We start from the raw sequence: 12,577 nt of genomic DNA on the forward strand, positions 1-12,577 counted from the left end.
GCCCCTAGAGGGTCGAGACGTAGAGCTGCGCCTGCTCGACCGCGACCAGGGTGGCGGCGAGGCACTCCTCCAGCTCCTGGCTGGCCTGGGTCAGTGACGCCTGGGCCGCCTCGACCGTCTCGTGCCCGCTGCCCTCCAGCGCGCCGGCCAGGGTCTGCTGCGCCTCGGCCAGCTTCTCGCCGGCCGCCTGCACGGCTGTCTGCCCGTCACCTATCTGCTGGAGGGCGACATCGATGGCTGCCTTCAGCTCGGCGACGCTCGCCACGGGGGACCTCCTGGGGGCGGGGAGATCTCCATTACAACCCATCCCGACGGGTGGGCGAACATCCGCCCTCGCGGTGTTTCTGCCCGGCTGCCCGATTACTGCCCTGACGTGCGCGGAGAGCCTCCGCGCCGGGCCGGACAGGTCCCGTCGGCGAGTCACCCGATCCCGTACACGGACCGCCCGGGCGTCGGGTGGGCCCGGCGGCGGCGCTCAGCGGTCCCGGGGCAACCAGCGCGGGCCGTACACCTCGGCGCCCAGCGCGCCCACCCGGGCCCGCAGCTCCCGGTCGGCGGTGACGACGACGCGGCGGCGGTCCGCCGCCGCCGCGACCAGCTCGACCATGGTGTCGTCACCGGAACCGGGGGCGGCGACCACCCCGACCCCCGGCACCGCCGGCACGCCCCGCGCCGCGCCCTCCACCACCAGCACCACCTCTACCGGCGGCGGCAGCTCCGGCGGTACGCCGGCCTCGGCCAGCGGCACCAGCGCGTCGCGCAGCCGGGTTGCCGCCCCGGCCCGGTCCCGCCACCAGCCGTCCGGCCGCGAGCCCACCACGTTCGCCCCGTCGACGATCAGCAGCGCCCTGGTGTCCATGCCCCCAAGCCTGCCACCGAGCCGGCCGCCACCCCGCTCTGGACCCGCCCGCGTTTGCCGCGCCGGCCGCCGGGTAGCCACCGCCGACCGTGCCGCGCCCTGTCGCCTCGGCGGCCGTGGCGCGCCAGGTCGTCTCGGTGACCGTGCCCGCCCGAGCAGCGGAGGACAGAGATGATGGGACCCGGTGACTTCGGCTCCGACCCGTGGGACGAGTTCCTGGCCCGGTACTTCGGCCGGGGCGAGGGGGGACGCCGGCCGGCGCATCGGGTCGACATCACCCGGCTGATGACCGCCGACGCGCGGGAGATGCTCGCCGACGCAGCCCGGCGGGCGGCCCAGAAGCACAGCAACGACCTGGACACCGACCACCTGCTCTGGGCGGCGCTGCAACGCGAGCCGCTGCGCGACCTGGTACGCCGTGCCGGCGCCGACCCGGACGCCCTGGTCAACGCCCTCGGCGGGCGTGGCGACGGGGCGCCCGGGGGCGAGGTGCCCCCGAACCTGTCGCTCACCCCGGCGGCCAAGCGGGCGCTGCTCGACGCCCACCAGCTGTCCCGGGCGATGGGCGCCAACTACATCGGTCCCGAGCACATCCTGATGGCGCTGCCGCTGAACCCGGAGTCGCCGGCCGGCCGGATGCTCGCCGCCGGCCGGATCCAACCGGAGTCGTTGCAGGCGGCCAGCGCGGAACGCGGCGGCACCCCGCGGCCCGACCGGGGCACCCCCACCCTCGACCAGTACGGCCAGGACCTCACCGAACTGGCCCGCAACGACCAGATCGACCCGGTGATCGGGCGGGCGGACGAGATCGAGCAGGCGGTGGAGATCCTGTCCCGCCGGACCAAGAACAACCCGGTGCTCATCGGTGAGGCCGGCGTCGGCAAGACCGCCATCGTGGAGGGGCTGGCCGAGCGGATCTGCGACGGGGACGTGCCGCAGACCCTGATCGGCAAGCGGGTGGTCCAGCTCGACCTGCCCGGCCTGGTCGCCGGCACCCGCTACCGGGGCGACTTCGAGGAACGGCTCAAGAAGGTGATCGACGAGATCCGGGCGCACCGCGACGAGCTGATCATCTTCCTGGACGAGATCCACACCCTGGTCGGCGCGGGCGGCGCCGGCAGCGAGGGCGGCATGGACGCGTCCAACATGCTCAAGCCTGCCCTGGCGCGGGGCGAACTGCGGGTGATCGGCGCGACCACGCTGGACGAGTACCGGCGCAGCATCGAGAAGGACGCCGCGCTGGCCCGCCGGTTCCAGCCGGTCTTCGTGCCCGAGCCGAGCGTCGAGGACACCATCACCATCCTGCGCGGCCTGCGGGACCGGTACGAGGCGCACCACCAGGTCCGGTTCACCGACGAGGCGCTCGTCGCCGCCGCCGAGCTCGCCGACCGGTACGTCACCGACCGCTACCTGCCGGACAAGGCGATCGACCTGATCGACCAGGCCGGCGCCCGGGTGCGGCTGCGTACCCGGACCCCTGCCGAGGACGTGCGGGAGCTGGAGCGACAGCTCGACGAGGTACACCGCAACAAGGATCAGGCGGTCGCCGACGAGCAGTACGAGCGCGCCTCCGAACTGCGCGACCGGGTGTCCGAACTGGAGGACCAGGTCCGCCGCGCGAAGGGCGAGGGCGAGCCGTCGAACGTGCCGACGGTCGGGCCGACGGAGATCGCCGAGGTGGTCTCCCGGGCCACCGGCATCCCGGTCAACCAGCTCACCGAGGAGGAACGGGACCGGCTGCTGCGCCTGGAGGGACAGCTGCACGAGAAGGTCATCGGCCAGGACGACGCGGTCCAGGTGGTCGCCGAGGCGGTCCGTCGCTCCCGTACCGGCCTGGCCGACCCGAACCGGCCGATGGGCAGCTTCCTCTTCCTCGGTCCCACCGGGGTCGGCAAGACCGAGCTGGCCCGGGCCCTGGCCGAGGCGCTCTTCGGCGAGGCGGACCGGATGGTCCGGGTGGACATGAGCGAGTTCCAGGAGCGGCACACGGTCAGCCGGCTGATCGGCGCCCCGCCCGGTTACGTCGGCTACGAGGAGGCCGGCCAGCTCACCGAGGCGGTCCGCCGTCGCCCGTACGCGGTGGTGCTGCTCGACGAGATCGAGAAGGCGCACCCGGACGTGTTCAACATCCTGCTCCAGGTGCTCGACGACGGCCGGCTCACCGACAGCCAGGGCCGGACGGTGAACTTCAAGAACACCGTACTGATCATGACGAGCAACCTGGGTTCGGAGCTGATCACCGGCACCCAGCGTGCGGTCGGCTTCGCCACCGGCGCGTCCGGCCAACAGGAGGCCACCGAGCTGCGGGAGCGGTTGATGCGCCGGCTCCAGGAGAATTTCCGGCCGGAGTTCCTCAACCGCATCGACGAGGTCATCATCTTCCAGCGCCTGGAGGCGCAGCAGCTGCGCCAGATCACCGAGCTGCTGCTGGAGGAGACCCGCCGCCGGCTGCACGCCCAGGACATCCAGGTCGACTTCACCACGGCCGGGGTGGACTGGCTCGCCGAGCACGGCTACCAGCCGGAGTTCGGCGCCCGCCCGCTCCGCCGGGTCATCCAGCGGGAGGTCGACAACCGGCTGTCCCGGATGCTGCTGGAGGACCGGATCTCACCCGGACAGCGGGTCACCGTCGACGCGCAGGACGGCCAACTCTCCTTCGAGGTGGCCGCCGGCGAGCGCGGCTACCGCGCCGCCGCGACGTCGCATCCACGATGAGCCGTGCGGCGTCGTCCGCGAGGCGCGGCGAGGCTCCATCCCCGACGGACCGGAGGGCGGGCATGACCGAACCCGAGGAGACCCGGGAGGACACCGAGCGCAGCGAACCGATCATCGCGCCCCCGACGGCCAACCCGTCCCGGGTGAAGGTGCCGCCGGAGGGCCTCAAGCAGCACACCGACAAGGGCGGGGGCGAACCGATGCCGTCCGGGCCGCCGCCGGGAGAGGAGGCGTGATGGTACGCGAGGCGCGACTCGACCCCGAGGTCGAGGTGATCTGGGACGACTTCCACGCCGAGGTGAACGTCCCGTCCGAGAAGCTGCGGCAGTGGCTGCTCACCCGCGGCTCCGGGGAGGAGGCGTTCGGGCCGAACCCGGACCTGGACCTGCCCGAGCCGGGCCGGCAGATCCTCGCCGTGCTGACCAAGCGCAAGGTGGACCTGACCCCGGAGGACATCGAGGTGATGCGGGAGGCCATCGACCGGATCCGGGAGCTGGCGGCGGCGAAGCCGAGCCGGGGCAACGCCGACGACGAGTGGCGGCACTCCCTGCTCGACCTCGGCCACGACGTCCTCGTCGAACGCTGACGCGGCGCCGACGGCACCCGGACCGGTCCGGGTGCCGTCCGCGTTGCCGGGCTATTCGGATTCCATGCTGGGTAGCTGCAGGCCGGCCGCGTCGGCGGCGGCCTGCCGGTCGGCGCGGGCCCGCTCCTCCCGGCTGAGCAGGTTGGCGTACTCGGTGATGTCGGTCGCGTCGGGCACCTCCGGCAGCCGGCGCAGGAAGGTCTCCACGTCCTCGGAGGCGGCGCTGTGCGTGGCGGCCGCCTGGCGCAGCAGCTCGCGCTGGTCCGCGGCGGGGTACAGATCAGTCATGCCGCCGTGATACCCGCGCTCAGGCGGTTCGCACCCCGCCGGTCACCACCGGCCGCGCCGAAGTCGGGGTGCCGCAGCAGCCAGGCCAGGTAGTCCGGATGGTTCGCCAGCGTGTCGGTGTACGCGGCCACCGCCGTCTCCAGCACGGTCTCGGCGACCCCGACGGCCGGCGCGTCCGGGTGCCAGCCCAGCAGCAGCCGCCAGCGCAGCGGCGCCCCGGCCAGCCGGCGGGTCACCAGTCCGGCGGGCGGCCGGAAGGTGGCCTGGCAGAGCGCCACCCCCTCGCCCGCGTCGACCAGGTCCACACAGCCGCGTACGTCCGTCTCGTAAACCTTGCGGGGGGTGAAGCCGGCGCGGGCGCAGGCGGCGGCGAAGCAGTCGCCGAAGCATCCCTCTCCGGGCGCCGCCACCCACTGCTCCCGCCGCAGGTCCACCAGGCGCACCTCGTCCCGGTCGGCGAGCGGATGGTGCTGCGGCAGGAGCACGGAGACCGGGTCGACGGCCACCTCCCGCCAGGTCAGCCCGAACTCCGCCGACGGGCTGGCGTCCCCGCACACCCCGGTCAGCGCGAAGTCGAGCCGGCCACCGGCCACCAGTTGGGCCAGCTCGTCCACCGACCAGGACGCGTACGTGGTGATCCCCACGTCCGGGCGCTCGGCGGCGAGCCGGTGCACCAGCCGGCCGAGGATCGGGCTGTTCACCCCGCCGAACCGGTACCGGCTCAGCGGGTCGCCCGCGCCGGCCAGCCGGGCCGCCTCGTCCTGGAGGCCCTTCATCGCCGGCAGCAGCACCCGGGCCCGGTCCAGCACCAGCTCGCCGAGCGCGGTGGGGCGGGCGCCGCGCCGGTCCCGTTCGAAGAGCGGACCGCCGAGGGCCCGCTCGATGCGCTGGAGCTGGGCGGTCAGTGCCGGTTGGGCCAGGCCGAGCGTCGAGGCCGCCTTGGTGACGCTCCCCGTCTCCGCGATCGCGCAGACCACCCGCAGGTGTCGCAGCTCCAGATTCATACGGTGACGGTAGGACCGCGAACGGGTATGGGGAAGAGCCGTACGCCATCGGCGTACCTCGATCAGCCGAGGCCGGTCCGCGGTGGGTCGGCCCGGACGTGGCGCGCCCGCCGCCGCGCCAGGTCGGCCAGGCGGGTACGCCGGCCGGTCACCACGTCACGGACCTTGTCCAGCACGCCCAGCGCCGGCTCGACGAGCTTGTTCCACGGCGGGGTGGCCGGGGTGCCCGGGTGCGGCCGGGTCGGCGCCGCCTCCTCGGCGATCTCCCACCGGTTGCCGAGCCGGATCAGCTCGGCCTCGGTGGCCACCCGACGCAGCGGCGTGACCAGCGCGGCGACCCGCTCGACGTGCCGGCGTACCCGGTCGGTCACGTCGGCCAGCGCCGGGTCCTCCGGCCCGGACAGTCCCTTCAGGGCGGTGAGCAGCCCGGCGTCCGCCTCGATCTCCCGGTCCACCAGCTCCGCGCTCTCCGGCAGGGCGGCCCGGGCGGCGGGGAAGAGATACTGCTCCTCGGCGGAGAGATGCCGGGACAGCACGGCGGTGAGCACGTCGAGCACCTCCCGGCGGTGCGCGGCCGGCAGGTCCGGCCCGGTGAGCCGCTCGGCCAGGCCGAGCAGGGCGCGGTGCTCCGCGGCCACGATCTCGGCCAGGCTCCGGCCGCCAGGCCGGTACGCGTCGTCGGCGGCGGGCGGCAGCGGCGGCAGGGGGACGGACATGATGCCCTCCTCGACAGGTGGCCGGCGGGGAGCGGGTGGGTCCGGCGCCCCGCCGGTCGGTGCGGGGACGTCAGCGGCGGTACCCGGACGCGCGATCCGCGAAACCACGCGCGGACGGGGTGGGCCGGCCGCCGGTGCCGGCTGGTATGAAGAAGCGATGACGAGCGACGCCGCCTCCGCCCGACCGGACCCCACCGACGAGGTCGTGGACCTCTGCCGCGACCTGCTGCGTATCGACACCACCAACACCGGGGACAACGACACCAGCGTCGGGGAGCGGCGCGCCGCGGAGTACGTCGCGGCGAAGCTCGCCGAGGTCGGCGTCGACGCGGAGATCCACGAGTCCGCGCCGGGCCGGGCCAACGTGGTCGCCCGGATCGCCGGCACCGACCCGGGGCGGGACGCCCTGCTGGTGCACGGCCACCTCGACGTGGTGCCCGCCGACCCGGACGAGTGGTCGGTGCACCCGTTCTCCGGCGAGATCCGCGACGGCTACCTGTGGGGCCGCGGCGCGATCGACATGAAGGACTTCGACGCGATGGTGCTCGCCGTGGTGCGCGGCTGGCAGCGCGCCGGGACCCGCCCGTCGCGGGAAATCGTGCTTGCCTTCACCGCCGACGAGGAGGCCGGCGGCGACTACGGGGCGCACTACCTCACCCGCGAGCACCGCGGCGTCTTCGACGGCTGCACGGAGGCGATCGGCGAGGTCGGCGGCTTCTCGTACTCGGTCAGCGAGCAGCAGCGGCTCTACCTGATCGAGACCGCCGAGAAGGGCCTGGACTGGCTGCGCCTGCACGCCAAGGGCCGCCCCGGCCACGGCTCGATGGTGCACGACGACAACGCGGTCGTCGCGCTCGCCGAGGCGGTCGCCCGGATCGGCCGGCACCGCTTCCCGGTGGTCGTCACCGACACCGTACGGGCGTTCCTGGCGGAGGTCTCCGACGTCCTCGGCATCGAGATCGACCCGGAGGACCCGGAGACCGCGATCGCCAAGCTCGGCCCGATCGCCAACATCATCGGCGCCACCATCCGCAACACCGCCAACCCGACCCGGCTCGACGCGGGTTACAAGGACAACGTCATTCCCGGCCGGGCCACCGCCACCATCGACTGCCGCAGCCTGCCCGGCCAGTCGGAGCTGCTGGAGCGGCAGCTCCGAGAGCTGATCGGCCCGGACATCGCCATCGAGTACATCCAGCGCCAGCCCGCCCTGGAGACCACCTTCGACGGCGACCTGGTCGACGCCATGTCCGCCGCGTTGCGCGCCGAGGACCCGGGCGCCCGCCCGGTGCCGTACATGCTCTCCGGCGGCACCGACGCCAAGGCGTTCGCCCAGCTCGGCATCCGCTGCTTCGGCTTCGCGCCGCTGCGGCTCCCCGCCGACCTCAATTTCTCCGGCCTGTTCCATGGCATCGACGAGCGGGTTCCACTGGACGGACTACAGTTCGGCGTGCGGGTTCTCGACCGGTTCCTCCGCAGCTGCTAACCGTGTCCGTCGCGTCACCGTCGGCGCGGATTCTCCCCCCATCGTGAAAGGGACTGCCTCACATGACCGACCAGCACGGTGAGCTGGACGCCGCACTCGAGCGGGTGATCGACGCGGCCCGCGCCCACCTGGCCGCCGTCCGCGCCGCCCAGGGCCGGATCGACGACGACGCCGTCTGGCAGGCGTACGTCAACCTGAACAACGCCTCGTTCGCGTACGACGAGCAACTGCTCGACGCGTTCGGCGAGGTGACCCCGTGGGACGTCGAGTCGATCGACCCGGACGAGGCCGACGAGCGCTTCGGTGCCGTCGAGGGCGTCGAGGCCACCGACCCGCACCCGCGGGTCATCTCGGTGCGGCAGCGCCGCGACTACCGCGTTCCGAGCGTGTCCGCCCTGATCCGGGCGGCCGAGGCGGCCCGCCGTGAGGGCACCCCGGAGGAGGACGAGCCGGCCCCGGTGGAGGGCGTCGGGGAGGCCGTGCTGGAGCTGCTGCAGAGCGGTGACGGCTCGCTCAGCGCGTTGGACGTGCCCGAGCTGGAGCCGCTCGACGGCCTGGTCATGGTCAGCGAGGTCGGCACCCCGGTCGACCTGGAGTCGTTCGACGACGACGACCCGCTCGGCCCGTTCCAGCCGGCCGCCGACGACCGCCTGGTCGGCCGGCTCGACGAGCACCCGTTCCTGGAACTGGACGAGGAACACGACCACGCCCACTAGATAGACCGTCCCGGCCCCGGGACGCGGCCCACCCGGTCCGCGTTTCGGGGCCTCGGCGGGTGGCCGCCGGTTCGGTCCGGACCGCGTCGGCCCGGCGTCCAGAACGGCTCGACCACCGTGCTGCCCGGCCAGCCGCGTTTCCGCGGGGCCCGGAGGATCCCGTCGGGGCCGTCGGGTCAGTACGACAAACCCGGCTGCGGCTGGTTGATCAGGCGGCGACGCAGCATCACCTGCCGCGTGCCGTCCCGGTACAGCCGCACCCGGGCCAACTCCCAGCCGGAGAACTCCGCCTGGATCGCCAGCTGCGCCGTGGCGGTCACCCGGTCGACGTTCGATGGCAACCGCAGCGGCGCGTATTCGTAGTCCATGACCCCTATGCTGCCCAGCCCAGTGGCCCACCGCCACCCCCTGAGGGTGACCCGGACCGCGTGTCGGCCGCCCGGCGCCGGACGGCCGGGCTCAGCCGTCCCGTTCCGGGTAGCCGACCGGCACCGCCGAGACGTCGTCCAGGGCGGTGACGATCTCCTCGGGCAGGGTCATCCGCTCCACCTGGAGGGCGCCGAGGAGCTGCCCCACGGTGCGGGCGCCGAGGATCGGCGCGGTCACCCCGGGCCGGTCCCGGATCCACGCCAGCGCCACCTCCATGGGCGACACGCCCAGCCCGCCGGCGGCGGTGGCGACCGCCTCCACGATGCTGGAGCAGCGCGGCTCCAGGTACGGCGTGACGAAGCGCTCGAAGTGCGGCGATGCGGCCCGGGAGTCGGCCGGGCGGCCGTTGCGGTACTTGCCGGTGAGCACCCCGCGACCCAGCGGCGACCAGGGCAGCACCCCCAGCCCCAGCGCCTCGCAGGCGGGCAGCACCTCGCGCTCGACGCCCCGCTCCAGCAGCGAGTACTCCACCTGGGCGGCGACCACCGGGGCGCGCCCCGGCCAGGCGGCCTGCCAGGCGGCGGCCCGGGCGGTCTGCCACCCGGAGAAGTTGGAAACCCCCACGTACCGGGCCTTGCCGCCGGACACCGCGTGGTCCAGCGCGGCCAGGGTCTCGTCGAGGGGGGTGTCCGGGTCGTATCCGTGCACCTGCCAGAGGTCGACGTGGTCGGTGCCGAGCCGGCGCAGCGACGCCTCAAGGGTCCGCAACAGGTGCCCCCGCGAGCCGTCCCGGCGGCGACCGCTGCCCGGCCGCAGCCCCGCCTTGGTCGCGATGAGCAGTTCGTCCCGGGGTACCAGGCTGCCCAGCAGCGAGCCGATCACCGACTCGGCGTCGCCGTCGGCGTACACGTCGGCGGTGTCGACGAGGTTGCCGCCCGCGTCCAGGTAGCTCTTCAGCTGGGCGGCCGCGTCGTCGGCGTCGGTGTCCCGTCCCCAGGTCATGGTGCCGAGCGCGAGCCGCGAAACCGCCAGCCCGCTTCGGCCGAGCGGTCGCTGTTGCATGGGTGAACCTTATTTCGAACCTCGCGTCACGGATATCCTCACCCGGAGTCAAGTTCCTGCTCCACCGAGCGGTCACGGTTGTGACGCGTTCGGGGGTGAGCCGGTGATCGGTTCGGCCACCCCCATTGCGTAACCTGATGCGACCTGTGGTGCGGACGGTGGGAGGACCAGTGCGACTCGGGCTCAGCCTCGGATACCAGACGGCGTGGAGCACGCCGGCCGATCATCTGGCCCTGGCACAGGAGGCGGACCGGCTCGGCTACTCGGTGGTGTGGGCGGCGGAGGCGTACGGCTCCGACTCGCCGAGCATGCTGTCGTGGATCGCCGGCCAGACCGAGCGGATCGACCTGGGCAGCGCGGTGATGCAGATCCCGGCGCGTACGCCCGCGATGACCGCGATGACCGCGGCCACCATCGACGCGCTCTCCGGCGGCCGGTTCCGGCTCGGCCTGGGCGTCTCCGGCCCGCAGGTCTCCGAGGGCTGGCACGGCGTCCGCTTCGCCAAGCCGCTGGCCCGCACCCGCGAGTACGTCGACATCGTCAAACTGGCGGTCGCCCGCAAGGAACTCGCGTACGACGGCGAGCACTACACCCTGCCGCTGCCCGACGGGCCGGGCAAGGCGCTGCGGCTGGGCTTCCATCCACCGCGCGAGCACATCCCGATCTACCTGGCCGCTGTCGGCCCGAAGAACCTCGAACTGGCCGGCGAGATCGCCGACGGCTGGCTGGCCGTCTTCTACGCGCCCGAGTTCGCCGAGGAACAGCTCGCCGCCGTCCGCGCCGGCCGCGCCAAGGTCGGCAAGGAGCTGACCGGCTTCGACGTGGTGCCGTCCGTCCCGGTGGTGGTCGGCGACGACATCGCCTCCTGCGCCGAGCTGGTCCGCTGGTACGCCGCCCTCTACGTCGGCGGCATGGGCAGCCGGCAGCAGAACTTCTACAACCAGCTCGCCACCCGGATGGGCTACGGCGACGCCGCCCGCGAGGTGCAGGACCTCTACCTGGCCAAGCGGCAGCGCGACGCCGCCGCCGCGGTGCCGATGGAGTTCATCGACCGCACCTCGCTGCTCGGCCCGAAGGAGCGCATCGCCGAGCGGATGCGGGAGTACGCCGCCGCCGGTGTCACCACCCTGTCGGTGACCCTGTTCGTCGCGGATCGGGAGAGCGGTGTGCAGACCCTGCGCACCGTCGCCGAGGCCCTGGAGCTGTCGGGAGTCGGCGAGTGACCTGGGTTGAAGCCATCGTCCTCGGCATCGTCCAGGGGCTCACGGAATTCCTGCCCGTCTCGTCCTCCGGGCACCTGCGGATCACCTCGGCGCTGTTCTTCAACCGGGATGCGGGCGCGTCCTTCACCGCGGTGACCCAGCTCGGCACCGAGGCGGCGGTGCTCATCTACTTCTTCAAGGACATCTGGCGGATCCTCCGTACCTGGGTGGTCGGCATGTGGGACCGCTCGGTCCGGTCCAGCCTCGACTACCGCATGGCCTGGTACGTCATCGTCGGCACCATCCCGATCGGGCTCCTCGGGCTGCTGTTCAAGGACCAGATCCGCACCGCCGGCCGGAACCTCTACCTGGTCTCCTTCACGTTGATCTTCTTCGCGCTGGTGCTGGCCTTCGCCGAGTACTGGGGGCGGCAGACCCGCACGCTGGAGAACTTCCGGATGCGCGACGGCATCGTCATGGGCCTCGGCCAGGCCATGGCGCTCATCCCCGGGGTGTCCCGCTCCGGCGGCACGCTCACCTTCGGCCTCTTCCTGAACCTCACCCGGGAGACCGCGACGCGGTACTCGTTCCTGCTGGCGATCCCGGCGGTGGTGATCTCCGGGGTGTTCAGCCTCCCGGACGTCTTCGAGCCCTCCGCACCGGGGACCGCGGCACCGAGCGTGGCCCAGATGGTCGTCGCGACGGTGATCGCCTTTGCCATCGGTTACGCGGCGATCGCCTGGCTGCTGCGCTACGTGGCCCACCACACCCTGTACCTCTTCGTCCTGTACCGGGTGGCGCTCGGTTCGCTGGTCCTCTGCCTGCTCCTCACCGGGGTGATCAACCCAACCTGATCTGGTTCCGGAGACGCCGCTGGCCGGCACCCCGTGCTCGGGTGCCGGCCAGCGGTGTTGTTCATGTTCGGTTGTGTCAGCTGTTCCAGTTCTGGGCGACCAGGTCAGCGGCCTGCTGCTCCCACTGGGCGTAGGCGTCCGGGTACGCCGACACCTGCACCGTCTGCGCGGCCTTGGTCAACGGCATGTCCTGCCACCCGTCAACCTGCTTCAGACCCTTCAGAAACGCGGTCGTCGCGTACCCGGGGTCGGTGATCTGCTCCGGGCTACCCCAACCAGAGGACGGGCGCTGCTGGAACAGACCCAGCGAGTCGTGATCGTTCTGGTCACCGAGGTGACCCAGGTTCTCCAGCTTCGACTCCTGAAGCGACGTCGCGATCGAGATGACCGCGGCCCGCTCCGGCATGCCGGCCTTCTTCGTCGCCGCGATGATCGCCTTCGCGTTCGCGGTCTGCTCACCGTTCAGGTCGATCTTCGACTGGGCGCCCTGGACAGCAGCAACCGGAGTGGCGTGTACGGGGGCGGCGGCGTGAGCGGCGATCGGACCGGCGAACACACCACCGGCGAAAGCCAGACCAGCAACACCCAGAACGCTCTTACGCAGCATCGTATTCATGACCAAAGCTCCATTCGGGGGTTTGGCACACACGCCGACCGGGGGTCGGGGCATGCGCAAGCACCGTCAGGCGCCCAAACAAGGGGGGAAGGTCTTCGACCGGC

15 protein-coding genes are annotated in these 12,577 nt (G+C 72.8%); 7 read left to right on the top strand and 8 right to left on the bottom strand.

Annotated elements, in window-relative coordinates; translation table 11 throughout:
- Positions 1–4 precede the first annotated feature (4 nt).
- Both GA0070621_RS06480 and GA0070621_RS06485 read right to left on the bottom strand, forming a co-directional pair.
- The gene (locus GA0070621_RS06480) at positions 5–265 is read right to left on the bottom strand and encodes a hypothetical protein (protein WP_007076395.1); all 261 of its coding nucleotides are present in this window, start codon (positions 263–265) and stop codon (positions 5–7) included.
- Between the two features lie 210 nt (positions 266–475).
- Complete coding sequence (locus GA0070621_RS06485; protein WP_091192339.1) at positions 476–859, bottom strand: hypothetical protein; 384 nt, start codon at positions 857–859, stop codon at positions 476–478.
- Between the two features lie 171 nt (positions 860–1,030).
- Between GA0070621_RS06485 and GA0070621_RS06490 the strand changes: the two genes are divergently transcribed.
- The 3 genes from GA0070621_RS06490 to GA0070621_RS06495 all read left to right on the top strand — a co-directional run bounded on the left by GA0070621_RS06490 (position 1,031) and on the right by GA0070621_RS06495 (position 4,160).
- On the top strand, positions 1,031–3,574 hold the full coding sequence (locus tag GA0070621_RS06490; protein WP_091192340.1) for an ATP-dependent Clp protease ATP-binding subunit: 2,544 nt from the start codon (positions 1,031–1,033) through the stop codon (positions 3,572–3,574).
- A 62-nt stretch (positions 3,575–3,636) separates the two neighbouring features.
- Positions 3,637–3,810 carry a hypothetical protein gene (locus tag GA0070621_RS29435; protein WP_157739873.1) on the top strand — a complete coding sequence of 58 codons (174 nt, stop codon included), beginning with the start codon at positions 3,637–3,639 and terminating at the stop codon, positions 3,808–3,810.
- Entirely contained in the window at positions 3,810–4,160 is a 351-nt protein-coding gene (locus tag GA0070621_RS06495; RefSeq protein WP_091192341.1) for a DUF3140 domain-containing protein, read from the top strand. Before GA0070621_RS29435 ends, GA0070621_RS06495 begins: the two co-directional genes overlap by 1 nt.
- Positions 4,161–4,211: 51 nt before the next feature.
- Here GA0070621_RS06495 and GA0070621_RS06500 read toward each other — a convergent pair whose 3' ends face one another.
- From GA0070621_RS06500 to GA0070621_RS06510, 3 genes are all read right to left on the bottom strand, one after another.
- Complete coding sequence (locus GA0070621_RS06500; protein WP_091192343.1) at positions 4,212–4,448, bottom strand: hypothetical protein; 237 nt, start codon at positions 4,446–4,448, stop codon at positions 4,212–4,214.
- Positions 4,445–5,452: a LysR family transcriptional regulator gene (locus GA0070621_RS06505; RefSeq protein ID WP_091192344.1), complete on the bottom strand. Its 1,008-nt coding sequence runs from the start codon at positions 5,450–5,452 to the stop codon at positions 4,445–4,447. The genes GA0070621_RS06500 and GA0070621_RS06505 overlap by 4 nt, the downstream gene beginning before the upstream one ends.
- Before the next feature lie 62 nt (positions 5,453–5,514).
- Entirely contained in the window at positions 5,515–6,168 is a 654-nt protein-coding gene (locus GA0070621_RS06510; protein WP_091192346.1) for a hemerythrin domain-containing protein, read from the bottom strand.
- A 157-nt stretch (positions 6,169–6,325) separates the two neighbouring features.
- On the opposite strand from GA0070621_RS06510, the gene GA0070621_RS06515 reads away from it, so the two are divergent.
- Entirely contained in the window at positions 6,326–7,654 is a 1,329-nt protein-coding gene (locus tag GA0070621_RS06515) for a M20/M25/M40 family metallo-hydrolase (protein ID WP_091192347.1), read from the top strand.
- 62 nt (positions 7,655–7,716) lie between these two features.
- Entirely contained in the window at positions 7,717–8,370 is a 654-nt protein-coding gene (locus GA0070621_RS06520) for a hypothetical protein (RefSeq protein WP_091192349.1), read from the top strand.
- Between the two features lie 176 nt (positions 8,371–8,546).
- Here GA0070621_RS06520 and GA0070621_RS06525 read toward each other — a convergent pair whose 3' ends face one another.
- Positions 8,547–8,738: a DUF5703 family protein gene (locus tag GA0070621_RS06525; protein ID WP_091192350.1), complete on the bottom strand. Its 192-nt coding sequence runs from the start codon at positions 8,736–8,738 to the stop codon at positions 8,547–8,549.
- Positions 8,739–8,829: 91 nt separating this feature from the next.
- Positions 8,830–9,801, bottom strand: a complete 972-nt coding sequence (locus tag GA0070621_RS06530) for an aldo/keto reductase (protein WP_091192352.1) — start codon at positions 9,799–9,801, stop codon at positions 8,830–8,832.
- 170 nt (positions 9,802–9,971) lie between these two features.
- Here GA0070621_RS06530 and GA0070621_RS06535 point away from each other — a divergent pair, with 170 nt between their 5' ends.
- On the top strand, positions 9,972–11,024 hold the full coding sequence (locus GA0070621_RS06535; protein ID WP_091192353.1) for an LLM class F420-dependent oxidoreductase: 1,053 nt from the start codon (positions 9,972–9,974) through the stop codon (positions 11,022–11,024).
- The gene (locus GA0070621_RS06540; RefSeq protein ID WP_091192355.1) at positions 11,021–11,857 is read left to right on the top strand and encodes an undecaprenyl-diphosphate phosphatase; all 837 of its coding nucleotides are present in this window, start codon (positions 11,021–11,023) and stop codon (positions 11,855–11,857) included. Before GA0070621_RS06535 ends, GA0070621_RS06540 begins: the two co-directional genes overlap by 4 nt.
- Positions 11,858–11,933: 76 nt before the next feature.
- Here GA0070621_RS06540 and GA0070621_RS06545 read toward each other — a convergent pair whose 3' ends face one another.
- Entirely contained in the window at positions 11,934–12,473 is a 540-nt protein-coding gene (locus tag GA0070621_RS06545) for a hypothetical protein (protein ID WP_091192356.1), read from the bottom strand.
- Positions 12,474–12,577 lie beyond the last annotated feature (104 nt).

Origin of the sequence: Micromonospora narathiwatensis, from assembly GCF_900089605.1 — a bacterium.
Taxonomy (GTDB): Bacteria; Actinomycetota; Actinomycetes; order Mycobacteriales; family Micromonosporaceae; genus Micromonospora; species Micromonospora narathiwatensis.